22 protein-coding genes and 1 tRNA gene are annotated in these 26,556 nt (G+C 72.1%); 9 read left to right on the top strand and 14 right to left on the bottom strand.

What is annotated here, in order from left to right; translation table 11 throughout:
- Positions 1–608: 608 nt before the first annotated feature.
- A complete protein-coding gene (locus ACFQRF_RS03220; RefSeq protein ID WP_379868632.1) occupies positions 609–1,976 on the bottom strand; it encodes a cystathionine beta-synthase in 1,368 nt (455 codons plus the stop codon).
- Between the two features lie 251 nt (positions 1,977–2,227).
- Between ACFQRF_RS03220 and ACFQRF_RS03215 the strand changes: the two genes are divergently transcribed.
- The 3 genes from ACFQRF_RS03215 to ACFQRF_RS03205 all read left to right on the top strand — a co-directional run bounded on the left by ACFQRF_RS03215 (position 2,228) and on the right by ACFQRF_RS03205 (position 4,991).
- Complete coding sequence (locus tag ACFQRF_RS03215; protein WP_379869025.1) at positions 2,228–3,292, top strand: SGNH/GDSL hydrolase family protein; 1,065 nt, start codon at positions 2,228–2,230, stop codon at positions 3,290–3,292.
- Positions 3,293–3,355: 63 nt separating this feature from the next.
- A complete protein-coding gene (locus ACFQRF_RS03210) occupies positions 3,356–4,579 on the top strand; it encodes an acetyl-CoA C-acetyltransferase (protein ID WP_379868631.1) in 1,224 nt (407 codons plus the stop codon).
- Between the two features lie 166 nt (positions 4,580–4,745).
- Positions 4,746–4,991 (top strand): DUF4287 domain-containing protein, encoded by a 246-nt coding sequence (locus ACFQRF_RS03205; protein ID WP_379868629.1) that lies wholly within the window; start codon positions 4,746–4,748, stop codon positions 4,989–4,991.
- 190 nt (positions 4,992–5,181) lie between these two features.
- On the opposite strand, the gene ACFQRF_RS03200 is transcribed toward ACFQRF_RS03205, so the two are convergent.
- From ACFQRF_RS03200 to pruA, 3 genes are all read right to left on the bottom strand, one after another.
- Entirely contained in the window at positions 5,182–6,087 is a 906-nt protein-coding gene (locus ACFQRF_RS03200; protein ID WP_379868628.1) for a Bax inhibitor-1/YccA family protein, read from the bottom strand.
- A 182-nt stretch (positions 6,088–6,269) separates the two neighbouring features.
- Positions 6,270–7,196, bottom strand: a complete 927-nt coding sequence (locus tag ACFQRF_RS03195; protein ID WP_379868627.1) for a proline dehydrogenase family protein — start codon at positions 7,194–7,196, stop codon at positions 6,270–6,272.
- A 70-nt stretch (positions 7,197–7,266) separates the two neighbouring features.
- Positions 7,267–8,892 (bottom strand): L-glutamate gamma-semialdehyde dehydrogenase, encoded by a 1,626-nt coding sequence (gene pruA / locus ACFQRF_RS03190; RefSeq protein WP_379868625.1) that lies wholly within the window; start codon positions 8,890–8,892, stop codon positions 7,267–7,269.
- A 124-nt stretch (positions 8,893–9,016) separates the two neighbouring features.
- Here pruA and ACFQRF_RS03185 point away from each other — a divergent pair, with 124 nt between their 5' ends.
- A complete protein-coding gene (locus tag ACFQRF_RS03185) occupies positions 9,017–10,684 on the top strand; it encodes a PucR family transcriptional regulator (protein ID WP_379868624.1) in 1,668 nt (555 codons plus the stop codon).
- Between the two features lie 59 nt (positions 10,685–10,743).
- Here the strand turns inward: ACFQRF_RS03185 and ACFQRF_RS03180 are convergent, their stop codons facing one another.
- From ACFQRF_RS03180 to eno, 7 genes are all read right to left on the bottom strand, one after another.
- A complete protein-coding gene (locus ACFQRF_RS03180) occupies positions 10,744–12,213 on the bottom strand; it encodes an amino acid permease (protein WP_379868622.1) in 1,470 nt (489 codons plus the stop codon).
- Positions 12,214–12,555: 342 nt separating this feature from the next.
- Positions 12,556–12,629 (bottom strand) — tRNA-Leu (locus ACFQRF_RS03175).
- Positions 12,630–12,772: 143 nt separating this feature from the next.
- Positions 12,773–14,158, bottom strand: coding sequence for an NAD(P)/FAD-dependent oxidoreductase (locus ACFQRF_RS03170; RefSeq protein ID WP_379868621.1), 1,386 nt, complete (start codon positions 14,156–14,158; stop codon positions 12,773–12,775).
- A gap of 403 nt (positions 14,159–14,561) precedes the next feature.
- On the bottom strand, positions 14,562–15,566 hold the full coding sequence (locus ACFQRF_RS03165) for a Ppx/GppA phosphatase family protein (protein ID WP_379868619.1): 1,005 nt from the start codon (positions 15,564–15,566) through the stop codon (positions 14,562–14,564).
- A gap of 13 nt (positions 15,567–15,579) precedes the next feature.
- The gene (locus tag ACFQRF_RS03160) at positions 15,580–16,158 is read right to left on the bottom strand and encodes a DUF501 domain-containing protein (RefSeq protein ID WP_379868618.1); all 579 of its coding nucleotides are present in this window, start codon (positions 16,156–16,158) and stop codon (positions 15,580–15,582) included.
- A gap of 518 nt (positions 16,159–16,676) precedes the next feature.
- On the bottom strand, positions 16,677–17,414 hold the full coding sequence (locus ACFQRF_RS03155) for an FtsB family cell division protein (protein ID WP_379868616.1): 738 nt from the start codon (positions 17,412–17,414) through the stop codon (positions 16,677–16,679).
- Between the two features lie 6 nt (positions 17,415–17,420).
- Positions 17,421–18,704 carry a phosphopyruvate hydratase gene (gene eno / locus ACFQRF_RS03150; protein ID WP_379868614.1) on the bottom strand — a complete coding sequence of 428 codons (1,284 nt, stop codon included), beginning with the start codon at positions 18,702–18,704 and terminating at the stop codon, positions 17,421–17,423.
- A 561-nt stretch (positions 18,705–19,265) separates the two neighbouring features.
- Here eno and ACFQRF_RS03145 point away from each other — a divergent pair.
- Together ACFQRF_RS03145 and ACFQRF_RS03140 are read left to right on the top strand one after the other, a co-directional pair.
- Positions 19,266–20,213 (top strand): sulfite exporter TauE/SafE family protein, encoded by a 948-nt coding sequence (locus ACFQRF_RS03145; RefSeq protein ID WP_379868612.1) that lies wholly within the window; start codon positions 19,266–19,268, stop codon positions 20,211–20,213.
- 54 nt (positions 20,214–20,267) lie between these two features.
- A complete protein-coding gene (locus ACFQRF_RS03140; protein ID WP_379868610.1) occupies positions 20,268–20,831 on the top strand; it encodes a P-loop nucleotide/nucleoside kinase family protein in 564 nt (187 codons plus the stop codon).
- Positions 20,832–20,847: 16 nt separating this feature from the next.
- On the opposite strand, the gene ACFQRF_RS03135 is transcribed toward ACFQRF_RS03140, so the two are convergent.
- Positions 20,848–21,510, bottom strand: a complete 663-nt coding sequence (locus ACFQRF_RS03135) for a TetR/AcrR family transcriptional regulator (RefSeq protein ID WP_379868608.1) — start codon at positions 21,508–21,510, stop codon at positions 20,848–20,850.
- Positions 21,511–21,635: 125 nt separating this feature from the next.
- Between ACFQRF_RS03135 and ACFQRF_RS03130 the strand changes: the two genes are divergently transcribed.
- Positions 21,636–23,288: an MDR family MFS transporter gene (locus ACFQRF_RS03130; RefSeq protein ID WP_379868607.1), complete on the top strand. Its 1,653-nt coding sequence runs from the start codon at positions 21,636–21,638 to the stop codon at positions 23,286–23,288.
- An 80-nt stretch (positions 23,289–23,368) separates the two neighbouring features.
- Positions 23,369–23,896: a DinB family protein gene (locus tag ACFQRF_RS03125; protein WP_379868606.1), complete on the top strand. Its 528-nt coding sequence runs from the start codon at positions 23,369–23,371 to the stop codon at positions 23,894–23,896.
- A gap of 25 nt (positions 23,897–23,921) precedes the next feature.
- Here ACFQRF_RS03125 and ACFQRF_RS03120 read toward each other — a convergent pair whose 3' ends face one another.
- Positions 23,922–24,977, bottom strand: coding sequence for an ABC transporter substrate-binding protein (locus ACFQRF_RS03120; RefSeq protein ID WP_379868604.1), 1,056 nt, complete (start codon positions 24,975–24,977; stop codon positions 23,922–23,924).
- Between the two features lie 170 nt (positions 24,978–25,147).
- On the opposite strand from ACFQRF_RS03120, the gene ACFQRF_RS03115 reads away from it, so the two are divergent.
- The gene (locus ACFQRF_RS03115; protein WP_379868603.1) at positions 25,148–25,810 is read left to right on the top strand and encodes a hypothetical protein; all 663 of its coding nucleotides are present in this window, start codon (positions 25,148–25,150) and stop codon (positions 25,808–25,810) included.
- A 12-nt stretch (positions 25,811–25,822) separates the two neighbouring features.
- On the opposite strand, the gene mazG is transcribed toward ACFQRF_RS03115, so the two are convergent.
- Positions 25,823–26,551, bottom strand: coding sequence for a nucleoside triphosphate pyrophosphohydrolase (mazG, locus tag ACFQRF_RS03110; protein ID WP_379868601.1), 729 nt, complete (start codon positions 26,549–26,551; stop codon positions 25,823–25,825).
- Positions 26,552–26,556 lie beyond the last annotated feature (5 nt).

Here is a 26,556-nt window from a genome sequence, read left to right as displayed (position 1 = left end):
GCCGCACGGGCGACACAGGGCGGGTGCGGTCACCAACGAAGCGGCGAGCCGCCGAGCGTCCGGAGCCGTCGGCGCCGATGGCCGTAGGCCCCCTACGCGTTGGCGGTGGAGGGGAGCGAGGCGGCAAGCGCGACCAGGAGCACAGAGCGGCGAGCCGCCGAGCGTCCGGAGCCGTCGGCGCTGATTGCCGAAGGCCGGTCGTGCCGACGGCGGAGGAAAGCGAGACGGCGAGCGCGACCAGGAACACGGAGCGGCGAACCGCCGAGCGTCCGCAGCCGTCAACGCCGATGGCCGTAGGCCCCCTACGCGTTGGCGGTGGAGGGGAGCGAGGCGGCGAGCGCGACCAGGAGCACAGAGCGGCGAGCCGCCGAGCGCCCGGAGCCGTCGGCGCTGATTGCCGAAGGCCGGTCGTGCCGACGGCGGAGGAAAGCGAGGCGGCAAGCGCGACCAGAGGCACAGAGCAGCGAACCGCCGAGCGCCCGCAGCCGCCTACGCCCTCCCACAGCGCCTCCGCGTTCGCGGTGAAGGGCGAATGCGACGAGGAGCGCCAGCGCCGCACCCGCCGGACCGGGCGCCGGGCGCCCGGTCCCGTGGGGTACCGAGTGGGGTCAGCGCGCCAGGTAGGCGAGCAGGTCCTGCCGGGTGAGCACGCCGGACGGCTTGCCGTCCAGCAGCACCACGACCGCGCCGCTGTGCTCCAGCAGGTCGACGCACCGGCTCACCGGCTCCCGGTAGCCGACCATGGGCAGCGGCCGGCCCATGTGCGCCTCGACGGTGTCGCCCAACTGGGCGCGGCCGTTGAACAGTGCGTCCAGCAGGTCCCGCTCGGCGATGGCGCCGACCAGCTCGGCCGCCATGACCGGGGGTTCCTCCTTCATCACCGGCAGCTGCGACACCCCGTACTCGCGCATGATCGCCACGGCAGTGCCGACGGTCTCGTGCGGGTGCGTGTGCACGAACTCCGGCAGCGCCTCCCCCTTGCCGACGAGCACGTCGCCGGCGGTGGCCTCCTCGGTCTCGGCGGACAGGAATCCGTAGTCGGCCATCCACTCGTCGTTGAAGATCTTGGTGAGGTAGCCGCGGCCGCCGTCGGGCAGCAGCACGACGATGACGGAGTCGGGGTCGGCCGTGGCGGCGACTCGCAGTGCGGCGACCGTCGCCAGGCCGCACGAGCCGCCGACCAGCAGCGACTCCTCCCTTGCCAGCCGCCGGGTCATGAGGAAGGAGTCCTTGTCGCTGACCGCGATGACCTCGTCGCAGATGGCGGGGTCGTAGGTCTCCGGCCAGATGTCCTCGCCCACGCCCTCCACCAGGTAGGGCCGCCCGGAGCCTCCGGAGTACACCGATCCCTCCGGGTCGGCGCCGATGATGCGCACCGCGCCGCCGGACACCTCCTTGAGGTAGCGCCCGGTGCCGGTGATGGTGCCGCCGGTGCCGACGCCGGCCACGAAGTGCGTGATCCGGCCCTCGGTCTGTTCCCAGATCTCCGGGCCGGTGCTGTGGTAGTGCGACTCCGGGTTGTTCGGGTTGCTGTACTGGTCGGGCTTCCAGGCGCCCGGGATGGTGCGGGCCAGCCGGTCCGACACCGAGTAGTAGGAGTCGGGGTGGTCCGGTGCCACGGTGGTCGGGCAGACCACGACCTCGGCCCCGTAGGCGCGCAGCACGGCGAGTTTGTCGGTGCCCACCTTGTCCGGGCAGACGAACACGCAGCGGTACCCCTTCTCGGCCGCCACGATCGCCAGGCCCACGCCGGTGTTGCCCGACGTCGGCTCCACGATCGTGCCGCCCGCCCGCAGCGCGCCGCGCTTCTCGGCGTCCTCGACCATGCGCAGGGCGATGCGGTCCTTCACAGAGCCGCCCGGGTTGAAGTACTCCACCTTGCCCAGCACCGTGGGCGCCAGGCCCGCCGTCACCCGCTTCATCCGCACCAGCGGGGTGTTCCCGACCAGATCGATCAGCGAGTCGTACACCCGCATCAGCGGTGCCCCCTTCGAGTCCCTCGGCGGCCGCGGATCCCGCGGACGCCCCTCCGCGCCGCGCGCTCCCGTCCGGAGGCCGCGCGGCCCGGCCGATCAGGCCGTTTCCCCGAACTCTAGCCTGATCGCGCCCCCTCCCGTGGCGGTCCCGTTCACTCGTACGCCGGACGGATCTCACCGCCGTGCCGTAAAATTACTGGCTGGTAGCCCGACTGTGGGATCGGCCCCCGGCGTGGGGAGGCGGGAGTATGGTGCTGCGCGCCGCACAGGCTCGACGGATCGCCACCGCGACGGCGTTCGGTGGCGGCGGGCTGACCGTTCTGGGGGCGAGCACGGTGGCGCTGCTCTACCTGCAGGCGCGGCTGGCGCACCAGGCCGTCGGCGTCACCTCCTGGACCTCTCCACCGGTGGACGGCGTCTACGGCCACACCGGGAAGGACGGCGCTGACCCCATCGAGTTCGCCATGCTCGGCGACTCCACGGCGGCCGGATGCGCGGTGGAGACTCCCGCGCAGACCCCCACGGCGCTGCTCGCGTCCGGCATCGCGGCCGTCGCCGAGCGGCCCGTGCGGGCGCGTTCGGTCGCGGTGGTCGGCGCCACCTCCCGCGATCTGGCCGGGCAGGTCGACCGGCTCCGCGACGCGCCGCCGGATCTGGCGGTGGTGTTCATCGGCGCCAATGACGTGATCCGGCGGGCCCGGCCGGCCGATTCCGTGCGCCATCTGCAGTACGCCGTGCGCGAACTGGCCGCCATGGGCACCGCCGTGGTCGTCGGCACCTGCCCGGACCTGGGAACGGTGCGCCCGATCGGGACGCCGCTGCGCTACGTGGCCCGGCGCGCCTCGCGGCAACTGGCCGCGGCACAGACCATCGCGGTGGTCGAGGAGGGCGGCCGCACCGTCTCGCTGAGCGACCTGCTGGCGGACCAGTTCCGGAGCAACCCCGACGAGATGTTCGGGCCCGACCGCTTTCACCCGTCCGCGCACGGCTACGCGCAGGCGGCGGCGGCCGTGCTGCCGTCGGCGTGCGCCGCGCTCGGTCTGCCGCCCGACCGCCTGGTCCACCCCGACCGGCGCCGCGGGGAGGGCGTCCTGCCGGTCGCCCGTGCCGCCGTTGCGGCGGCGGAACAGCCGGGGACGGAGGTCAGCGGTGCGCAGGTCGGCGGCAGGGAGCGCGGTCCGCGCGGACGCTGGGTCACCCTGATGCGCCGCCGGCCACGGGCGGCCGCACCGGAGACGGCTGCCGACGGCGCCCGGACCGGCGGAGAGGCCGGCGACGGCGCCCCGGCGGCGGACCGGGACGCCGCGACAGGTTAACGTGCGAGTAGCAGACCGACCATCCGGTCCGCGGCAATCCGAAGAAGGAGAAGGGCAGCGAGCATGGCTGAAGCCGTCATCGTCGCGACCGCGCGCTCCCCCATCGGGCGGGCCTTCAAGGGGTCCCTCACCGACATCCGCCCCGACGATCTGGCCGCGCAGATCATCACCGCGGCATTGGCGAAGGTGCCGCAGCTCGACCCCCGGGAGATCGACGACCTGCTGGTGGGCTGCGGGCTGCCCGGCGGTGAGCAGGGGTTCAACCTCGCCCGGGTGGTCGCGGTACAGCTGGGCCTGGACACCGTGCCCGGCGCCACCGTCACCCGCTACTGCTCGTCGTCGCTGCAGACCACCCGCATGGCCTTCCACGCCATCCGGGCCGGCGAGGGGGACGTCTTCGTCTCGGCCGGCGTGGAGACCGTCAGCCGCTACGTCAAGGGCAACAGCGACTCGCTGCCCGACACGCACAACCCGCTGTTCGCCGAGGCCGAGTCCCGCACCGAGCGCCGGGCCTCGGGCGGCGCCGAGCCGTGGCGCGATCCGCGTGACGACGGCCGGGTCCCCGACGTCTACATCGCCATGGGCCAGACCGCCGAGAACCTCGCCGAGCTGCGCGGGGTGTCCCGCCGACGCCAGGACGAGTTCGGCGTTCGGTCGCAGAATCTGGCGGAGAAGGCGCTCGACAATGGCTTCTGGGAGCGCGAGATCACCCCGGTGACGCTTCCCGACGGCACGGTCGTCAGCACCGACGACGGCCCGCGCCGCGGCACCACCTACGAGAAGGTGTCCGGCCTGAAGCCGGTGTTCCGCCCGGACGGCACGGTGACGGCGGGCAACTGCTGCCCGCTCAACGACGGGGCCGCCGCCGTGGTGATCATGAGCGACACCCGGGCCGCCGACCTCGGCATCACTCCGCTGGCCCGGATCGTCTCCACGGGCGTGAGCGCGCTGTCCCCGGAGATCATGGGCCTCGGCCCGGTCGAGGCGTCCCGGCAGGCGCTGGAGCGGGCCAACATGACGATCGGCGACATCGATCTGGTGGAGATCAACGAGGCGTTCGCGGCGCAGGTGCTGCCGTCCGCCGACGACCTCGGCATCGACATCGACCGGCAGCTCAACGTCAACGGCGGCGCGATCGCCGTGGGCCACCCGTTCGGCATGACCGGCGCGCGCATCACCACCACGCTGCTGAACGGACTGAGCTTCCACGACCGCACGTTCGGCCTGGAGACGATGTGCGTAGGGGGCGGGCAGGGGATGGCCGCCGTGTTCGAGCGGCTGAGCTGACCCGCGCGGCGCGGGGCCGGCCGAGCGCACCGAACTGAACGCCGCGTGACGGGGCCGAAAAGATTCGACATACCGAACGCAACGTAAAAGGTGAATCCGGGGGGTTGTCCGGAAGCAGATCGTGTTGCAGTGTCACAGGTAGGTGAAGTCACTCTCGGAGGTGCCCATGTCGGTTACCTACTCGCCAGAGACGCACGCCCTACTCCTCGCCCGCATCCCCGCCGTGACCGGACGCGATCTGCAGGACTGGTTCGACACGCTGGAGAAAGGCCCCGCGCTGACCCGTTGTTCCGAACGCTCCAACTGGCTCGCGGACGAGCACGGCCTCAGCCACGGCTACGCGCGCGCCATCGTGCAGGAGTACGACCGCCGCCGGCGGAACCGCTCCCCGGTCCCGTCGCCCCGCTCCTGACCGGCCGCGGTCCCGCGGCCCACGTCCACCACCGAACACCGGAAGCGCCACTCCCGCCCCCGCAGAGCGGGGACGCCGGGGCGTCTTTCGCATACGGCCCGCCCCGGCCGGCGCGGGCCACCGACGAAGCACGAACGCCTCGCCCTGCCGGGCGAGGCGTTCGTCGTCAGGAGCCACCGCGGCGACGGGGCTAGTCACCACTGAAGATGGACTGGATCATCCACAGCAGCCGCAGGATCTCGATGTAGAGCCAGACGAGGGAGACGGTCAGGCCGAACGCGCACTGCCAGGCGAAGCGGTGCGGCAGGCGAGCCTGGATACCGTCCTCGATGCCCCGGAACTCGATGGCCAGCGTGGCGCAGGCGACCACGATGAGCACCAGCGAGACGATGATGCCGAGCGGGCCGGCCTCGCGCAGGCCCAGGCCGACGCCCCCGTTGAACAGGCCGATGACGAGGTTGGCCAGCAGCAGGACGACGGCGGCGATCAGCGCGGCGGAGACCACCTTGACGAAGGTGTTGGTGACGCGGATGACGCGGAACGAGTACAGCGCCAGCATCGCGCCGAACGCGAAGATCGTGCCGAAGACGGCCTGCGTCACCAGGCTGCCGGTGGCCACCCCGGCCGACATCTCGAAGATCCGGCTGACACCGCCGAGGAACAGCCCCTCGGCCACGGCGTAGCAGAAGATCAGCGCCGGGTTGGTGGACTGCTTGAACGAGATGACCAGGCCCAGGATCAGGCCGACGATCATGCCGCCGAAGATGAGGATGGGGTTCGGGATGAAGAAGGACACGACCGCGGCGGCGACCACCGCGGCGAGCACCAGCCCGGTGCGGACGACGACGTCGTCGATCGTCATGGGCCGCGCGTCCTCGGCGGACGGCGGAACCGGCTGGCCGTAGCCGAACTGCTGCTGCGGGTGCTGCTGGTACCCCTGCTGCGGGTAGCCGGGGTATCCCTGCTGGTAGTAGCCCTGCTGACCATAAGGCTGCTGGTACGGACCCTGGCCATAGGGCTGCTGGTACGGTGGGGCGCCCGCTCCCTGCTGGGACATGACCCGCTTCAGAACGGGGTTCGAACCTCGAATCGGCATGTTGTGCAAGCCTTTCAGGGCGTGGTTGTGCTGCGCTCAAGGTAACGTACGGGCCTCGGCCGCGGTTCCCGCCAGGCTGTCACAGGTCGACATCATCCGGCCGTTTCTCCCCCGGGGAGCGGCGATGTGGGCTATTGGCCGGTGAGGTGTCCGCCCGCCCCGGATCCGGGCCGGTCGCGCCGTCAGCTCCGCCCGGCGAGCGAGCGCAGGAAGAACGCCAGGTTGGCCGGCCGCTCCGCGAGGCGGCGCATGAAGTAGCCGTACCACTCCGTGCCGAACGGCACGTACACCCGCATCCGCCTGCCCGTCGCGGCGATGCGCCGCTGTTCGGCGTCGCGGATCCCGAACAGCATCTGGTGCTCGTAGTCGTCGGGTGAGCGCTCGTACCGCGCCGCGAGCGCGCCAGCGATGGCGACCATGCGGGGGTCGTGCGAGGCGATCATGGGGTAACCGTCGCCGGCCATGAGCACCCGCATGCACCGGACGTAGCTGAGGTCCACCTCCGCCCGCGTGCGGTAGGCGACCGAGGCGGGTTCGTCGTAGGCGCCCTTGCACAGCCGGACCCGTGATCCGGGGCCGGCCAGGTCGCGGCAGTCGGCTTCGGTGCGGCGCAGATACGCCTGCAGGACCGCCCCCACCCACGGGAAGTCGACGCGCAGGTCCCGCAGCACGCCGAGCGTGGAGTCGGTCGTGGTGTGGTCCTCCATGTCCAGGGTGACCGTGCTGCCGACCTCCGCCGCCGCCTCGCAGATCCGCCGGGCGTTGTGCAGCGCGATCTTCTCGCCGTCTTCGGGCAGCGCCTGCCCGACCGCCGACAGCTTCACCGAGACCTCCACCCGTCCGGCGAGCCCGGCGCGGCCCAACTCGGCGAGCAGCCGGGTGTAGGCCGCCACGGTGGCCTCGGCCTGCGTCGCGTCGGCGACGTCCTCGCCCAGGTGGTCGAGGGTGACCAGGCGGTCGCGCGTGAGGCCGGTGACGACCGGCATCGTCTCCTCCAGCGTCTCCCCGGCCACGAACCGGTCGACCAGACCCCGGGTGAGCGGAGTGTGCTCGACGAGGGCGCGGCAGCGGGCGGAGCGGGCCGCGATGAGCAGTGGGGTGCGGAGCATGTGGACCTCGCTGATTCGGCCGGGCGGACGGCCGCGGGCCGGTGGGCCCGCGGCCAGGGGGTGGCGGGCGTCAGCCCTGGTGCGGGTGGCCGGAGACGGTCGGCGGCACGAAGGTCTCCTTGATGACGCGCGGACTCGCCCAGCGCGCCAGGTTCTGCGCGGACCCGGCCTTGTCGTTGGTGCCGGAGGCGCGGGCGCCGCCGAAGGGCTGCTGGCCGACGACCGAGCCGGTGGGCTTGTCGTTGACGTAGAAGTTGCCGGCGGTGAACCGCAGCGCCTCGGTCGCACGTGCCACGGCCGCGCGGTCCCGCGCGATCACCGCACCGGTGAGCGCGTAGGCGGACCCGGTGTCGACCACGCCGAGGATCCGGTCGAAGTCGGTGTCGTCGTAGACGTGCACGGCGAGGACCGGGCCGAAGTACTCGGTGCGGAACACGTCGTGGCCCGGGTCGTCGCCCTCCAGCACGGTGGGGCGGACGAAGTAGCCCTCGGAGTCGTCGGCGGTGCCGCCGGCGAGGACCCGCAGGCGCGAGTCGGCGCGGGCGCGCTCCAGCACGCCGGCGACTCGGTCGAAGGCCCGCCGGTCGATCAACGCCCCCATGAAGTTGCCGAAGTCGGTGACGTCGCCGACGGTGAGCGCCTCCACCTCGCCGAGGAAGTCGTCGCGCATCCGTTCCCAGACCGATCGGGCGACGAACGCCCGGGAGGCGGCGGAGCACTTCTGGCCCTGGTACTCGAACGCCCCCCGCACCAGCGCCGTGCGCAGCACGTCAGGATCCGCCGAGGCGTGCGCCACCACGAAATCCTTACCGCCCGTCTCCCCCACGATCCGCGGATAGGACCGGTACTCCCCGATCCGCTCGCCCACCGACCGCCACAGATGCTGGAACGTCCTTGTGGAACCCGTGAAATGCACCCCGGCCAGATCCGGATCCGCCAGCGCCACCTCCGACACCGCACGCCCATCACCGGTGACCATGTTGATCACCCCCGGCGGCAACCCCGCCTCCTCCAGCAACCGCATGGTCAGCTCCGCGGCGAACTGCTGGGTGGGCGACGGCTTCCACACCACGACGTTGCCCATCAGCGCCGGCGCCGTGGGCAGGTTCCCCGCGATCGCGGTGAAGTTGAACGGCGTGATGGCGTAGACGAATCCCTCCAATGGGCGCTGTTCCATGCGGTTCCACTGCCCGGCCGGGCTGTGCGGCTGTTCGGCGTGCAGCCGGCGCGCGTAGTGCACGTTGAACCGCCAAAAGTCGATGAGCTCGCACGCCGCGTCGATCTCCGCCTGGATCGCGGTCTTGGACTGGCCGAGCATGGTGGCCGCGTTCAGCGTCTGCCGCCACGGTCCCGCCAGCAGATCCGCCGCCCGCAACAGGATCGCCGCCCGGTCATCGAACGACATCGCCCGCCACCCCGGCGCCGCCGCCTTCGCCGCCGCCACCGCCGCAGCGGCGTCCTCATGCGTCGCGTTGGCGGTGTACCCGAGGACGGAGGCGTGCCGGTGCGGCTGCACGACGTCGATCCGCTCACCGCCGGCCATCCTCCGCTCGCCGCCGATGGTCATGGGCAGGTCGACCGGCTCCTTGACGAGCGCGTCCAGCCGGTCGGCGAGCTCGGCGCGCTCCGCGCTACCCGGCGCGTACGTGCGGACGGGCTCGTTCACCGGGACGGGAACGTTCGTGACGGCGTCCATGGCTGCCTCCCCGAGGATCGTCGTGGATCTGCACAAAAGTTATGTCCGGCGATCCGCCACAACATTGGCGAAGCTCCCGATTTTTGACAGCCTGGATTGGCCGAAGGAACAACGAGGGATGGTCATGGCCGCCGACCCGTCTCCGCCGTCCCGCTCCGCGGGTCCCGATCCGCGCGACCCGGCCGCCGGGGCGCGGCTCCGCCGCCTGCTGCTCGCGGCGGGCGACCTGCTGCTGGACGTGCTGGCGGCGCCCGCCGGCCTGGACGTGCGGGTGAACGACGTCGTGATCCTCGACCCCGAGGACGAGGGCGGCGCGCACCCCGGTGACCTGGTCCTGCTGGTGGGCGCCCGTGGCCGGGCCGCCGGGCGGCTGGTACGGGCGGCGGCCCGGCAGGGAGCGGCGGCGGTCGCGGTCAAGGCCGGCGGCCCGGCGGAGGCCGACGTGCTGCGCGGTGTGGCCGGGGATGCGGGGGTCGCGCTGCTGGCCGTCCGGCCCGAGGCGCGCTGGGAGCAGGTGCAGTGGCTGTTCCGGAGCATCGTCGACGACGCGCGGCTCGTGGCGGACGGCGACCTCGGCGAGGCGCCGGGCGACCTGTCGGCGCTGGCGCAGACGGTCGCCACGCTCACCGGCGGACTGGTGAGCATCGAGGACGCCGCGAGCCGGGTCCTCGCCTACTCCGGAGGAGAGGCGGCCGACGAGCTGCGCCGGCGCTCGGTGCTGGGCCGACGCGGCCCCGAGCGGTATCTCGCGCTGCTGCGCGAATGGGGGGTGTTCCAGCGGCTCCGCTCCGGCGAGGAGGTGGTCCGCGTCGACGAGCACCCCGAACTGGGCATCCGCCGCCGGATCGCCGTGGGCATCCACGCCGGCACCCAGCCCCTGGGGGCGATCTGGGTGCAGGAGGGCGACACCCCGCTGGCGTCGCACGCCGAGGAGGCGCTTCTCGGCGCGGCCCGCCTCGCCACACTGCACCTGCTGCGGCAGCGCACCGAGGCGACGGTGGGCCTGCGGCTGCGCGAGGACCTGCTGGCCAGCCTGCTGGAGGGCCGCATCGAGGCCGCGGCACTGGCCGACAGCGTGCAGGCCGACCACGAGCGGCCGGTGATGGTCGTGGTGTTCGCCCTGCGGGCCGGTGCCGCCCACGCGGCCGCCGGGCGGTCGGAGGCGGAGCTGCAGCGCGCGCAGCTCACCAACCTCATATCGGTGCACGCCGCGGCCTACCGGCGGCGGGCGCTGGTCACCGCGCTGGGCGGCCGGGTGTACGCGCTGCTCCCCGACCTGGCGCGCCCGTCGGCGGAGTCCTCAGTGCTGGCGCTGACCCGCCGGATCGTCGGCGCCGCGCGGGCCATGCTCGGCGGCACGGTGCAGGGCGCGATGGGCTCGCTGGTGGACTCACTCGGCGACGTCGCGCGCTCGCGAACCGAGGCCGACCGGGTGCTCGACGCGATGGGCCGGGATCCGGCCATGGACGTGGCCACCATCTCCGACGTCCGATCCCGCGTGCTCGTCAGCGAGACCCTGGCGCGATTGCGGGCCGACCCACGGCTGCGCGACCCCCGAGTCGACCTGCTGACCGCGCACGACGCCGCGCACGGCTCGGACCTGGCCGGCTCACTGGTCGCCTACCTGGAGGCGTTCGGCGACGTGCGGGCCGCGGCGGAACGGTTGCACATCCACCCCAACACGCTGCGCTACCGGGTGCGGCGGGCCGAGGCGGTCAGCGGGCTGGACCTGTCCGACCCCAACGAGCGGCTTTTCGCCCACCTGCAACTGCTGATGACGCACCGGCCGTGACGTCCGCGGCGGCGCCCGCCCCAGGCCGATGGGCGGGCGCCGCCGCGGGCGGGTGCGGGTCAGGACTGCGGCGGCGGTGCCTCGGTGGCCTGCGGCCGGTTGAGGTTGGAACGGTGGTAGGAGTACGCGAAGTAGATGACCAGCCCGATCAGCAGCCAGATCCCGAACCGCATCCAGGTGTGCCAGTCGAGGAAGCTGATCAGCCAGAGGGAGAACACCACGCCGATGGCGGGCACCACCGGCATGCCGGGCGTCCGGAAGGTGCGCGGCAGGTCGGGGCGGCGGTAGCGCAGCACGATCACCGCGATGCAGACCACCACGAACGCCGAGAGGATGCCGATGTTGGTGAGGGCGGCGGCCTCACCGATCGGCAGGAAACCGGCGATGACCGCGGAGATGACGCCCGCGATCCAGGTGACGCGGGTCGGGACGTGCCGCTTGGGATCGGTCTTGGCGAACCAGCGGGGCAGCAGGCCGTCCCGGCTCATCGCGTACCACACCCGGGTCACACCGAGCATGAAGGTGAACATGACGGTGAGGATGCCGACGATCGCGCCGAGCGCGATGACGTTCGCGAGCCAGCCCAGCCCGACCGAGGCGAAGGCGGTGGAGAAGCCGCTCCGCGGGTCGATCTCGGTGTAGTGCTGCATGCCGGTGAGCACGAGACAGGCGAGGACGTAGAGCACCATGGAGATGGCCAGCGACAGCAGGATGGCCTTGGGCATGTGCCGCTGCGCGTCGGTGGACTCCTCGGCGGCGGTGCTCATGGCGTCGTAGCCGAACACCGCGAAGAACACCACGGCGGCACCGGCGAACGTCCCCCCGATCCCGAAGGGGAAGAACGGCGTGTAGTTGTCGGTGTTGATGAAGAACACGCCGGCGCCGATGATGACGAGGACGATCAGCACCTTGATGGCGACCACGATCGTCTCGAACCGGGCCGCGCTGCGCATGCCGCGCGTCAGCAGGAACGCGATGAACAGGCAGAGCAGGACCGCGAACAGGTCGACCCGGTAACTGCCCTCCGGCACTCCGGCGGGTTCGGTCCCGGGCGCGCCGAGCATCCACAGCGGCAGCTCGATGCCGAGGTTCTGCAACAGGAAGCCGAAGTAGCCGGAGATGCCGATCCCCACCACGGCGACGATCGCGGTGTATTCCAGCAGCAGGTCCCAGCCGATGAACCAGCCGACGATCTCGCCGAGCACCGCGTAGCCGTAGGTGTAGGCGGAGCCCGCGCGCGGGATGAGACCGGCGAACTCGGCGTAGGAGAAGGCCGCCGCCGCGCTGGCCACACCGGCGATGAGGAAGGAGAGGAGCACGGCCGGACCGGCGGTGCCCTGGGCGACTTCGCCGGCCAGTGAGAAGACACCGGCGCCGATGATGGCGCCGACGCCGATGGCGGTGAGTTGCCACAGCCCCAGCGACTTCGCGAGACCGCCGGATCCCTGCTGCCCCTCGTCGATGTTCTCGATGGGTTTGCGGCGGAAGATGCCCGAGCCGGTCCCGGGTCTCTGCGGTGCAGATGCCATGTTGGTTCCCGTCAGGTGTGCGGAGCGGTGTTCTGCGCCGAGTACGGGGAGTACCGGGTACCCGGCGTGTTTGAGGCACCGTACGCCTGTGATGGGCGGTCCGTCCTGTACGGCCCCACGGAAGTCGGCCGCCCGTGTTGTCCGATCGCACGAACCGTGTTGCGCTGTGCACGGCCAGGATGTCACGGACCAGGGCGAACACCCGGGACGCGGCACCGCCGGGCCGGTCACCGGGTCTCGCCGGCCGGGCCGGCGCCCGATGCGGCGCGCAGAGAAATCTCCAGGGAGTGGAACCGGCGATCGGGGCCGTTCGTTGGAGGCTGAGAAGAGGTGTGCGTGCGGTGCCCCCGGTCGGACTCGAACCGACACTTGTGACCCTTTTAGGGGGCCTGCCTCTACCATTGGGCTACGAGGGCGCGACCATCATACCCGTGACAGACAAAACTCCGGATTCGCCGGGGTTGGGACTCTGTACCCGAAACGGCCGACCCCGTGGTGGAGCCGGCCGTTCGTCGCTGTCACCAGCCGAGATCGTCCGGATGTGGACGTTCGGCGGCGGTCAGCTCACGCGGCGGAGCAACTGCCCGTTCTCGACCTGAGGCTTGCTGGCCTCCTGGAACGCCTGGCGGGGCTCGCCCATGTCCGGCAGCGAGGCGAAGTCGCGGCGCAGGAAGAACGCGAGCGTCCAGTCGGCGAGGACCCGCAGCTTGCGGTTGAAGGTGGGCACCGCGAACAGGTGGTAGCCACGGTGCGCCCACCAGGCGAACCGCCCGGTCAGCCGGATCTTGCCGAACAACTGTGCCGCGCCCTTGTGCAGGCCGAGTCCGGCCACCGCGCCGAGGTTCTTGTGACGGTAGGCGGTGAGCTTCGTCGAGCCGCGCAACGTGGCGATGACGTTGTCGGCGAGCACCGGCGCCTGCCGCACCGCGTTCTGCGCGTTCGGCGGGTAGTACCGGCCGGGGTTGTTCAGGTCGGGGACCTGAGCGTTGTCGCCGCCCGCGAAGGCGTTCTCGACCCCGTTGACCTGCAGGTACTCGTTGGTGTCGACGTGCCCCTTGGGCCCGAGCGGCAGGTCGCTGGCCTGCACGACCGGGCTCGGCTTCACACCGGCGGTCCACACCAGGGTGCCGGCCTCGAACTCGGTGCCGTCGCTGAGCTTGATGTGCTGGTCGACCGCCGACTCCAGGAAGGTGGAGAGACGGACATCGATCCCGCGCAGCCGCAGCTGGTTGAGCGCCTTCTGGCCGACCTCCGGGCCGACCTCCGGCAGGATCTTGTCGGCGGCCTCGATGAGGTAGAAGCGCAGATCATCGACGCCGATCGAGGGGTAGATCCGCGTGGCGTCCCGGGCCAGGTCCTCCAGCTCGGCGATGGCCTCGGCACCCGCGAACCCGCCGCCGACGAAGACGAAGTTGAGCGCCTTGCGACGGACCTCGGGGTCGTCGGTGGAGTCGGCGATGTTCAGCTGCTCCAGCACGTGGTTGCGGAGGAACGCGGCCTCCTCCACCGTCTTGATGCCGATGCCCCACTCGGCGAGCCCGGGGATCGGGAGGGTGCGGGAGACGGCGCCCGCCGCCATGACGAGGTAGTCGTACCGGATCTCGCGCGGCTCGCCCTCGTTCGGCTCGAACTCGACCTTGCGGTCGGCGTGCTGGATGCGGATGACGCGCCCGTTGAGGACCTTCACCCGGTCCAGGACCTTGCGCAGCGGCACGACGACGTTGCGCGGAGAGATGCTGCCCGCAGCCGTCTCCGGCAGGAACGGCTGGTAGGTCATGTAGGAGTTGGGGTCGACGACAGTGATCCGGGCCTCTCCCGCGCCCAGCTTCTTCTGCAGTCGCATCGCGGTGTACATGCCCAGGTAGCCACCGCCGACGATGAGCACGTGCGGAATCTCCGCGTCGTCACCACCGTGTACCAGCCGGTAGTTCCTGCTCTCGGTCATCGCATATCCGCCCTTGGTTCCCACATCGCCTTGCCACACCGCACGTTGTCACTCGGAGTGGCAAAGATCGGTAATTCTTCTAGATCCGACATCTCTACCGTTGTGTTTCGCGGAAAGAATGAGCTTCTTTTCGCTCGCACGCGGCCATCTCACCTCGTGCACGCTTGTGCATCCTTTCACAAGCTACCCCTGTCAAGGAAGGGACAGCCAGGAAAGGTTTAGACCACAATACATCGGACACGGGCAACGTTTGACCAGGTCAGAACGCCTGTGAAGGCGTTAACGTCGCCGTGTGGACGTGACCGGTCTCACTCCCCGATTCCCCCGCATCGTGGCTTTGGTCTCTTGCCACGACCGTCCCGCACGATCCGGCGGCTCGGCGCCGGATCCGCAGGCCGGCGCGTCACCCCTGCTCCGGGTCCCCGAAGCTCAGGCTCCACGCGATGCCGTCCAGGATGTCATGCTCGCTGGCGACGAACTCCGCCGCCCCGGCGCGGGCCAGCACCCGGTCCAGGATCAGCGCTCCGGCGCCGATGACGTCGACCCGCCCCGGGTGCATCACCGGGAGCGCGGCCCGCCGCTCGCGGGGCATCGCCAGCAGTTCCTGCGCGATCTCGTGCACCCGCGCGGCCGGGATCCGGCTGTGGTGGATGCGGTCGGGGTCGTATCCGGGCAGGTTCAGGGCGATGCCGGCGATGGTCGTCGCCGTTCCGGCCACGCACACGACCGTGGCGGCCTCGCCCAGCGGCACAGCGGCCGCCGCCTCGTCCAAGGCGGCGTCGATGTCGGCGGTGGCCGCCGCGATCTGGCCGGCCGTCGGCGGGTCGTCGTGCAGGTGGCGCTCGGTCATCCGGACACAGCCGATGTCGACCGAGCGGGCGGCGCGCACGACGCCGTCATCCGCCTCCCGGCCGTGGCCGAGCACAAACTCGGTGGAACCGCCGCCGATGTCCACCACCAGGTGCGGGCGGGCGAACAGCGGACCCGACGGGCCTTCGCCGTCGGCCGCCAGCTCGGCGGTCGCGCCGACGAAGGAGAGCTCCGCCTCCTCGTCTCCGCTGATCACCTCCGGCTCGACGCCCAGGATGTCGCGCACGCCGTCGATGAACTCGTCGCGGTTGCTCACGTCGCGGGTGGCGCTGGTGGCCACCATCCGCACCGAATCCGGTCCCGGCTCGACGCCGTGCGCGCGGATCAGCTCGGCGTAGTCGCGCAGCACGTCGAAGGTGCGGCGCAGCGCCTCGGGCGCGAACGCTCCGGTGCGGTCCACGCCCTCGCCGAGCCGGACCACCTCCATGCGGCGCTCCAGGTCGACCAGCTGCACCTCGTCGCCGTCCGTCTCGATGACGCCGGAGACAAGAAGCCGAAGGGAGTTGGTGCCGCAGTCGATCGCGGCCACGGTGTTCACGTACGGTTCCTCGCTACTCGTCGCGGGCGCGGCCGGGGGCCGCGTCGGGGTCGTCCACGTGCACGCACGGTCCCTTCCCCCACCAGTCGGGCAGCGCGTCCAGCGCCTCGCGCCCGAAGGGGTTGCTCCCGGGCGCCGCCAGCTCGTGGGCGACCAGGGCGTGCAGGCACTTGACCCGGGTGGGCATGCCGCCCGCGCTCTGCATGCCCTCGGGCAGCGGCGGGACACCGTCGGCGTGGGCGAGCGCGGCGCGGTCGGCGACGTAGGAGTCGTGCGCCGCCTGGTAGGCCGCCCGCAGCTCCGGGTCGGCGGCCAGCCGGTCCGTCATCTCCCGCATCATGCCGCTGGACTCCAGGGTCCCGATGGCGGAGGCCGCGCGCGGGCACGTCAGGTAGTACAGCGTCGGGAACGGGGAGCCGTCCGCCAGCCGCGGCGCGGTCCGGACGACGTCGGGGAGCCCGCAGGGGCAGCGGTGCGCCACCCCGCGGACGCCGCGCGGCGGACGGCCGAGCTGCCGCTCGACGGCGGCGACATCGGCAGGATCGACGCCGGGGGCCGGCTCGCCGGCGGTGGTCGGGTCAACGGAAGTCATCTCGGGTCTCAGCGTAGTGGCTGACCGGAACGGTGGCGGCGCGAGGACCGCACCATCGCCCCGGCGGTGTACCAGCGGACCGCCGCACCGGAGGCCACACGGACCGGACGGCCGGGTCGGGGCGTGTTCGGATTTCAGTGCCGTTCCCCGATGGCGGCGAGCGCCGCCGTCGCCGCAGCCCGTGCGGCGAGCTCGCCGAAGCGGGCGGCCGCCGCCCGGCCGGGTTCGCGCCGGCCGATCCCGCACGACACCGGTGCGTGCCGACCGCCACGGCCGACCGGATCCACAACGGACGGCCGGCCACCCCGACGGCCTGCGCGGCCACGACTGAGCACCCCGGCCGGCCGGGAACGCCGCTTCGCCGGTGTCCGGGCAAGGGCGCCCTCGCGGCACCGGCGTGCCGCCGGAGCCGAACACGCCCCGGGCCGCTCACCGGTGAGGGTCAACGGCGCTTTCGGCCTTCCCGTCCTGGCCATCGGACGAGCAGGGACGTCTGAAACGACTTATGACGGACGGCACTAGCGCGCGGGCGGCTGTGCCTCCGGAATCTCCTCATTCTCGGCACCGGCCTGGTCGGCCGCGAGGATGGACTTCCACAACTTCGTGAACCAGGGGTCGGGAGGGCCGGTGGCCTCCGGCTCGGCGGCCTCCTCATCGGTGCCGTCGAGCACCACGTAGGCGCGCTCGCCCGGGTACTGGTAGTGCAGGCGCGTGCGGGCCTCGCGCTCGATGTAGGCGGGGTCCTGGAGTTCCTCGTTGCGTTCGCGGAGTTCGGCGACGCTCTGCTCGGTGCGGGCGCGCTGGTCCTGTAGCTGCGCGATCTCGGACCGCTGGGCGATGTACTCGCGCAGCGGGTAGGCGAGGCTGAGCGCGATGACGCACATGACGAGGCCGAGGATGGCGGCGCGGCTGGTCAGCGCGGGCCGCGGCCGTGCGGCCGGCTGGCCGGTGGTGCCGGCGGCGCCCGGCGGCGTGCCCTTCCCGGACGCGCGACCGCGCGTGGGGCCGCCGCCCGTGGTCTTGGCCGACCGCCCCGCCTTGGCGGCCTGCCCCTCGCTTTCCGGTGGGCGCCGCTCCTGCGCGCCCGGCTTCGCGGACCCCGGCTTGGCGCGAACGCGCTGCGCGGGCGCGGCCGGCCGGTCCGGCGTGCCGTCCCGGCCGGCCGCGCCGGTGGCCCGTCCCGGGGCGCCAGAGGCCGGGGACCCCGCCCTGCCGGGCTTACGGGGTCCCTTCGGCTGCTCCGGCACCTTCGGCACGCTCGGTCAGCCCTCCCGGCCGAAGCGCGGGAAGGCAGACGCGCCCGCGTAGACGGCGGCGTCGTCCAGCTCCTCCTCGATGCGGAGCAGCTGGTTGTACTTGGCGACCCGCTCGCTGCGCGCCGGCGCGCCGGTCTTGATCTGACCGGCGTTGGTGGCCACCGCGATGTCGGCGATCGTGGTGTCCTCGGTCTCGCCGGAGCGGTGGCTGATCATCGCGGTGTAGCCGCTGCGCTGCGCGAGCGCGACCGCGTCCAGGGTCTCGGTCAGCGTGCCGATCTGGTTGACCTTGACGAGCAGCGAGTTCGCGGTGTTCGCCTCGATGCCGCGCCGCAGCCGCTCCGGGTTGGTGACGAAGAGGTCGTCGCCGACCAGCTGGACCCGCGAGCCGATCGCCTCGGTGAGCGCCCGCCAGCCGTCCCAGTCCTCCTCGTTGAGGGGGTCCTCGATGGAGACGAGGGGGTAGGCGTCGAGCAGCTCGCCGTAGTAGGCCGCCATCTCCTCGGCGGTGCGGACCTTGCCCTCGAACTCGTAGCCGCCGTCCTTGTGGAACTCGCTGGCGGCGACGTCCAGGGCGAGCGCGATGTCGCGGCCCGGGGTGTAGCCAGCCTTCTCGATCGCCTCGACGATGAGGTCGAGCGCGGCGCGGTTGCTGTCGAGGTTCGGCGCGAATCCGCCCTCGTCGCCGACGCCGGTGGCGAGCCCGTGCGACTTGAGCACCGCCTTGAGCGCGTGGTAGACCTCGGTGCCCCAGCGCACGGCCTCACGGAAGCCGTCCGCCCCGATGGGGGCGATCATGAACTCCTGGATGTCGACGTTGGTGTCGGCGTGCGCGCCGCCGTTGAGGATGTTCATCATCGGCACCGGCAGCACGTGCGCGTTCGGCCCGCCGATGTACCGGAACAGCGGGAGGCCGGCGCTGGCGGCGGCGGCCTTGGCGACGGCCAGCGACGCGCCGAGGATGGCGTTGGCGCCGATCCGGGACTTGTCGGGGGTGCCGTCCAGGTCGATCAGCGCCTGGTCGATCAGCCGCTGCTCCTCGGGGCCGTAGCCGCGGAGTTCGTCGGCGATCTGGTCGTTGACGGCGGTCACCGCCTTCTCGACGCCTTTGCCGCCGTAGCGCTCACCGCCGTCGCGCAGCTCCACCGCCTCGAACCGGCCGGTGGACGCGCCGCTGGGGACGGCCGCGCGGGCCTCGATCCCGTCGTCGAGCCGGACCTCCACCTCGACCGTCGGGTTGCCCCGGGAGTCAAGGATCTCCCGCGCCTGCACTTCCTCGATCGACGACAACGTTGTACTCCATTTCCTCGCGTCGGGCGTGACCTCCACACCTCCGGCGCGGAGACACGTTTCGGTGCGGGTGACACCGCGTCGCACGGGGGCCGCGGCCCGCCGGGTCACCAGGACCCGCTGCGCCACGGCCGTTACGCGAACCAGGGCCGAGCCTATCGACCCGGCTCGCGCGGAGTCTCCCCGCACTCGGAATTGGTGTAGTCCACTCGCGGAGTTCACCCGGAGCCGCCTCGCCGCCCCTCCACGATGCCGGATCGGCGCGGCGGCGCCGCGGCACGGCCGCGGCGTGTCGCGGGGTGTACGCCTGCGTGGCCGGGAACGCAAAGCGGGGCTGCGTGGCCGGGAACGCAAAGCGGGGCTGCGTGGCCGGGAACGCGGCGCCACCGGGTGGGCACGGTCTGGTGCCGCCGTCCGGGCCGGATCAGCGCGCCCCGTTTACGGACAGGCCGGTCTTCGCCTACCATTCCTATCAAACCGGTAGACAAACCCGCGAAGATCGCGCCGGATCGCGTGATCCCGGCCGCGGCGAGAACAGCCCCGTACGGAAAGGCCCCCACCATGCAGACCCTCCTCCTGCTCGGCCTCGTCGGGCTCCTCGCCCAACTCGTCGACGGCAGCCTCGGCATGGCTTACGGCGTCACGTCGACCACGCTGCTGCTGCTCGTCGGCGCCAACCCGGCGGCGGCCTCGGCCACCGTGCACCTCGCGGAGATCGGGACCACGCTGGCTTCGGGGATCTCGCACTGGCGCTTCGGCAACGTCGACTGGCGGGTGGTACGGCGGATCGCGCTGCCCGGCGCCATCGGGGCGTTCGCCGGCGCCACCTTCCTCAGCTGGCTGTCCACGGAGGCCGCGCAGCCCGTCATGTCCGGGATCCTGCTCGCACTCGGCGTCTACATCCTGGTCCGCTTCACCGCGTGGGGCACCCCGCGCGGGCGGATCGGCCTGCCGTTGCGCCGGCGGTTCCTCGCCCCGCTCGGTCTGGTGGCCGGGTTCGTCGACGCCACCGGCGGCGGCGGATGGGGGCCGGTGGGCACGCCCGCCCTGCTGGCCAGCGGCCGGATCGAACCGCGCAAGGTCGTCGGCTCCATCGACACCAGCGAGTTCATCATCGCGCTGTCGGCGAGCATCGGCTTCCTGGTCGGTCTCGGCAGCGCCGGGATCAACCTGGCGTGGGCCGCGGTGCTCCTGGTCGGCGGCGTGATCGCCGCGCCGATCGCCGCCTGGATCGTCCGCCACTTCCCGCCGCGGGTCCTCGGCGCGGCGGTCGGCGGCCTGATCGTGCTGACCAACGTGCGGACGCTGATCCACAGCGAACTCCTGGTGATCCCCCCGGTGGCGCAGACCGCCGTCTACACCGTCATCGTCCTCGCCTGGGCGGGCTGCGTCGCCTGGTCGCTGCGCGCGCACCTCGCCGAGCGCCGCCCCGCGCTGGAAACGCCGGTCGTGCCGGACGCTCCGGCCGCGCCGCCGGCCGCCACGGAGGCCGCCGAGGCGCGGGACTGACGTCCGGGAAAAACCCCTGGAGCCGCTCCCCGGCTGCGCGGTAGCCTCCGCCGCATGTCCTTCCGCGACTCCACGGCTCCGGTGCGCGCCGGAGCCAGCGCGCCGGAGGCCCTCCTCATCGGTGGCCGGTCCGGTGTCGGCAAATCCACGGTGATGTGGGAGGTGTCGGTCCTGCTCCAGGCCGCCCGGGTGGCGCACTGCGTGGTCGAGGGCGACCTGCTGGACCAGGCGCACCCGGCGCCGCCGGGCGACCCGCAGCGCACCCTCCTCACCGAACGCAACCTCGCCGCGCTGTGGGGCAACTACGCCGGGCTCGGCTACCGGCGGCTGGTGTACACCAACACCGTGAGCGTGCTGGAGGCCGATCTGGTCACCCGGGCCATGGGCGGTGACGCCCGGGTGACGGGCGTGCTGCTCACGGCGGACGACACGACGGCGAACGCCCGGCTCGCCGTCCGTGAGATCGGCAGCCAGCTGGCTCCGCACATGGCGCGCAGCGCGACGATGGCACAGCACCTCGACGCGACGGCCCCGGACTGGGTGACGCGCATCCCCACGGCCGGGCGGACCGTGCCGGGCATCGCCCGTGACGTGGTCGCGGCGGCCGGGTGGGGGTAGCGCCGCCCGAGGTCGCTCAGCGCACGTCGCGGGACGGCGGGTCCGCCGGTTCCCGGCCGGCGGCAGGAGGGGCCGGGGCGTCGCACATGGCGGAGTCGTCCAGAACGCGCGTCAGCGCGGCTCGGGCCCGCGCCTCCAGATCGTCCACGTCGAACTCGCCCCGCATGTCCATCGACGCGATGAAGCGCATGAAGCCGGCGAGCAGATAGGCCACCATCGCCGCCTCGTCGGCGCGCTCGGCTTCGTCGGCGCCGGGGTGCCGGCGTTCGAGCCGCAGGGCGACGATCTCGCGCAGCTCGGCGTCGATCGCGCTGATCCGTTCCATCTGACGAGCCAGCAGCGGCGGTGACATCGAGATCACCTTCAGCCGATCGGCCAGCCGGGGCGACACCGCTTTCCGCTCTGGATGATCGACGAGCGCGATCGCGTCGAGCAGCAGGGGGCCCTCGGAGAGCACGAACCGCCGGGCCGCTCGCTCGTCGATCCGCGGCATGTCGCGGCCGAGGAGCGCGTCGTCCTTGGTGGGGAAGTGGTTGAAGAACGTGCGCTGACTCACCCCCGCGGCCTCGCAGATCAGATCGACGGTCACGTGTTCGTACCCTCGGGCCAGGGCGAGGTCGAGGGCTGCGTTCTCGATCGCGGCTCTCGTCGCCGCCGCCCGCCCGTGGGGTCGTGCCATGAGCTGCTCCGTCCACTGTTCGGATTCCATGTGCGTTTCCGCCCCGTTCATGATGGCGCGGACGACCGGTACATGCAGATGCTGTAGTTTATGGTTTCAGTTACTGCAATTCACCTTGGAGTTCCATGTCCACCGCCTCCCCACCGTTGTTGCTGACCCAGCGCCGGATCTGGATCATCTTCTCCGCGCTCATCGCCGGGATGCTGCTGTCCAGCCTGGACCAGACCATCGTGTCCACGGCGATGCCGACGATCGTCGGCCAGCTCGGCGGCGTCGACCACCAGATGTGGATCACGACCGCGTACCTGCTGGCCACGACGATCGTGATGCCGATCTACGGCAAGCTCGGCGACGTGCTCGGACGCAGATGGCTGTTCCTGATCGCGATCGCGCTGTTCACCCTCGCCTCCGTCGGCTGCGCGTTCGCGGGGGACTTCTGGACGTTCGTGGTGTTCCGCGCCATGCAGGGGCTCGGTGGCGGGGGCCTGATGATCCTGTCCCAGGCGATCATCGCCGACATCGTGCCCGCCAAGGACCGCGGCAAGTACATGGGACCCATGGGCGCGGTGTTCGGGATCTCGGCCGTGGGCGGCCCGCTGCTGGGCGGCTACTTCGTCGATCACCTGACGTGGCAGTGGGCGTTCTACATCAACATCCCGGTCGGCGTCATCGCCTTTCTGGTGGGGGTGTTCGCGCTGACGCTGCCCAGCAAGAGGCCCACCAAGCGCATCGACGTCCTCGGCGTGCTGCTGCTGTCGGTCGCCACGACCTGCCTCGTCTTTTTCACCGACTTCGGCGGCGACTCCGCTCACGGCTGGGGGTCGCCGGTGACCTGGGCGTGGGGGGCCGGTCTGCTCGCCGCCGCCGCGCTGTTCGTGCTCGTCGAGTCGCGAGCGGAGGACCCGGTCATCCCGCTGTCGCTGTTCCGCAACCGGATCTTCGTCAACACCGCCGCGATCGGCTTCACTCTCGGGATCGGGATGTTCGCCGCCATCGGGTTCATGCCGACGTTCCTGCAGATGGCCTCGGGAACCTCGGCCGCGGAGTCCGGGCTGCTGCTGCTCCCGCTCATGGCCGGGCTGATGGGGACCTCGATCGCGTCCGGCATCCTCGTCTCGCGGACCGGCAGGTACAAGGCGTACCCGATCGCGGGCATCCTCGTCGTGCTCGTCGCGCTGCTGGCACTGACCACACTGACCGCCGCCACCCCCATCTGGCTCATCTGCGGCTACCTGTTCGTGTTCGGCGCGGGCCTGGGGCTGGTGATGCAGATCGTCGTCCTCGTCGCGCAGAACGCGGTCCCCTCCGACACCATCGGCGCGGCGACGAGCACGAACAACTACTTCCGTGAGGTCGGCGCGTCCCTGGGGACCGCGGTCTTCGGCGCGTTCTTCACGACGCGGCTGACCGAACGGCTCACCGAGGTCTTCACCGGCGCCGGAGCGAGTGCGGAGGAGGCCTCGAACGCGACGTCGACGATCGACCCGCAGACGCTCGCCGCCCTGCCCGAGGCCGTCCGCGACGGCATCGTCAACGCCTACGCCGAGTCGCTGGCGCCGGTGTTCTGGTACATCATCCCCTTCATGGTGGTGGCGCTCGTCCTCGCGTGCTTCATCAAGCAGATCCCCCTCAAGGCCGACTCCGGCCTCGTCGCCCGGGGCGAGGCGATCGGCGGGGAGGAGGCCGAGCGCCTGGCCGCGGAGCAGCAGGCGGCCCGTCTCGACCGGCGCGAGGCGGAGCACGCCGGACGCGGCGCGTCCGCTCCGCGCTCCGAGTAAGCCCGAGGCGGGCGGGCGCACCCTCGCCGGCGGCGAAAAAATCGCTTCCCCTCCCGGCGCCCGCCTGGCACGGTTTCCCCGTGACCACTTCCCGTACCGCGTTGCTGCGCTGGCAGTTCGAGTTCACCTGGTCGTTGTTCGAGTACCACCTGGAGCGGCTGGAACCCGAAGACCACCTCTGGGAGCCCGCTCCCCTCTGCTGGACGGTGCGTCAGGGCGCCGACGGCGTGTGGCGGCCCGACTGGGACGAGGCCGAGTCCGACCCCGTCCCGGTCCCCACCATCGCCTGGGTCACCTGGCACATCGGATGGTGGTGGTCGGTGGCCCTGGACCACGTCCAGGGGCGGGAGCCCCGCGACCGGGAGGCGATCACCTGGCCCGGCACCGGACCGGCGACGGCCGCGTGGCTGCGCGGCCTGCGCGCGGAGTGGCTGACCGTCCTGGACCGGCTCACCGATGCGGACCTCGACGGCCCCGCACCGTTCCCGTGGCAGGACGACTCCGGCATGACCATCGCGCACATGGCCGGCTGGGTGAACGCCGAGCTGATGAAGAACATCACCGAGGTGGGCCAGCTTCGGCTGCTGCGCGCGGCGTCGCACGCGTGACCCGCCGCCCGGTTCCCGCGCCGCCCTAGTCGGCCGTGACCCGTTCCAGGTCCGTCAGAACGCGCTCGGCCGCCGCCGGGCCCGCGTTGAGGAACCACGGGTCGTCGTCGACGGTGACCGCCTGCCGGGCGCGGACGGCGCCGAGTCGCGGCCACAGCGCCCCGCCGAGCACCGTGTCGGCGTCGGTGTCCTCGCCGTCGCCCTGGACGGAGTAGAAGATCCAGTCGGCGTCCATCTGGTCGACGTCCTCGGCGCTGACGTCGGCCGAGGTCTCGTCCCGGCACTGCGGCCGCGGGCGGGACAGGCCGGCGTCGTTGGCGATGCTGCCGGTGAAGGACCCCAGTCCCCACACCCGCGTCCGCCCCGCGCTGAACCGCACCATGGACACGGACGGCGGTGCGCCGGCGACGGCGGCGGCGATCTCGGCGGCGTGCGACCGGTAGCCGGCGAGCACCCGCGCGGCGCGGTCCGTCGCGCCCATGGCGTCCGCGATCAGCAGGAAGTCCTGCCGCCAATTGACTCCGGTGCCCTCGGTGAGCACGGTGGGCGCGATCTCGGTGAGCTGGGTGTAGAGTCCGCCGCCCACGCCCGCCTCGTTGGCCAGGATGAGGTCGGGGCGCAGGTCGGCGATCCGTTCGACGTTGAGCTGCTGGCGGGTCCCCACCGGCGCGATGCCGGCGAGCGCGTCGGCGTGCTCTGGGAAGGCGTCCGCGACGTACTCCGGAACGAGGTCCGCCCCCGGCGCGCCGGCGGCGCCCACCGGGACGGTGCCCAGGGACAGCACGCCGTCGAGCTGGCCGGTGGCCACCACGACCACCCGCTCCGGACGGTGCTCGATGGTGCTGGTCCCGCCGAAGTGCGCCACCTCCCGCGGGAACTCCCCGTCCTCTGCGGTGCTTCCCATCCCGTCCGGCACGGCGGTGGGCGCGGGCGCCTCGGCCGCGGGCACCGCGGTACAGGTCTCGACGGCCGGTGCCGGGGAGTTCTCCGCGGAGCCGGCCACCCCTTCGGCGGCCCCGCATCCGCTCAGCAGCGCCACGGCGGCCACGGCCGCCCCAAGTCGCCTCGCCCCTGCCGGCATCGGCCTCCCCCTTCACTGAGAACGAGACGAGGATAGCCTTACCTAAATTCGACGGTCGCGCGCCCCCTCGGCATCGCGGGAGACGCGTGCCGTGGCCGCAGCCGGGAACGCGCGGGCCGGGAGAGACGTCAGAGGCAGCACCATCGCCAGCGGAGCAAGAAGAGAAGACCTTGCAGATCGACTTCACGGACCAGCGGTTCCAGGCGCAGCTCCTCCACGACCGGTTCCCCAACGTCGCACCGCACATCCGTGTGATGCTGTTCGCGAGCTCCGGGCCGCTGTTTCCGGACGCACTCGCCTACCCGCTCGTTCCGGGCTGCACGGCGCACCTGTGCGTCAAGCGCGGACCGGACCACACCCGTCTGCTGACCGAGGAGCACGCCCGCGCGTGGGGGGTGCGCAGGGAGGACGTCTGGTTCGCCGCCATGCAGAGCATGGCATATGAGCCCCTCGACGTCCGGCCGATCCAGATCCGCGGCGACGTCCCCGTCCACACCGTGAAGGGATCGGGGTGGCCGGCGTCGTCCCACGTGCTGCGGCTGCCGGAGCTCCTCGCCGGTCCGGCCCCCTTCGGGGTGGCGGCGCTGCTGCCGCAGCTGGACGGACTCATCTTCGTGCCGCTGCTCAGCCGGCGGTCGCTGCTCGCGCTCGCCGACGCGCACGTGGTCTTCCGGCGGTCCATCGCGGGCGAGGGGCCGTTCCTCGACCGGATGCTGTGGTGGCGCGGCGGGCAGTTGACGGCGCTGGAGTTCACGCCCGGCGCCGACGGCGAACTGCCGGCGATCCACTCCCCCGAGTTCGACCACATGGTGCGCACCCAGATGCCGCCGTAGCGGCGCGCGGCCTCACTCCCAGTACGCCCGCCACTGCTCCGGGGTCAGCCGGCGCGGGTCGCGGCCGTCGGCACGGGCCTTGGCCTCGGCGGCGCGCACCCGCTGGTCGAAGCGGCGGGCCGCGGCGCGCAGATCCATCTCCGGGTCGGCCGCGCGGCGGCGTTCCGCGTTGACGGCCGCGAATAGCTCGCCGCCCGGGCCGCCGTCGTCGCCGATCAGGTCCTCGGGGAACCCGTTGCGGACGGCGCGCTTCTGCAGCTCGTAGCCGAGCAGCGCGGCCGGCTGACCGAACGGGACGCCCTCCAGGACGGAGGCGTCGTGCTGGCCCCTGTCGGCGCGCTCGGCCGCCTTGATCGTCTCCCAGTTGGCGCGGACGTCGTCGACACCGGCCACGTCCACCTCTCCGAAGACGTGCGGGTGGCGGCGGGTGAGCTTGTCGATGATGGCGTCGGCGACGTCGTCGATCGTGAAGCCCTCCGGTCCGCGCTCCTCGGCGATCCGGGCGTGGAAGACCACCTGCAGCAGCACGTCGCCCAGCTCCTCGCGGAGCGTCCCCAGGTCGCCGTGCTCGATGGTCTCCAGCGTCTCGTACGCCTCCTCGATGAGGTACTTGGCCAGCGAGGCGTGCGTCTGCTCGGCGTCCCAGGGGCACCGGCGGCGCAGCGTGTCCATCACCTCGACCAGTGCCAGGACGCGGTGCCCGGCCGGAACGTGCGCTTGCTCGCGGTGTCGGTCGCTCATGCCTC

The sequence above is a fragment of the Marinactinospora rubrisoli genome (genome assembly GCF_042664915.1).
In the GTDB taxonomy this organism is placed as follows: domain Bacteria; phylum Actinomycetota; class Actinomycetes; order Streptosporangiales; family Streptosporangiaceae; genus Marinitenerispora; species Marinitenerispora rubrisoli.
Note: the sequence above shows the minus strand (reverse complement) of the source record. Positions and strands in the feature narration are given on the sequence as shown.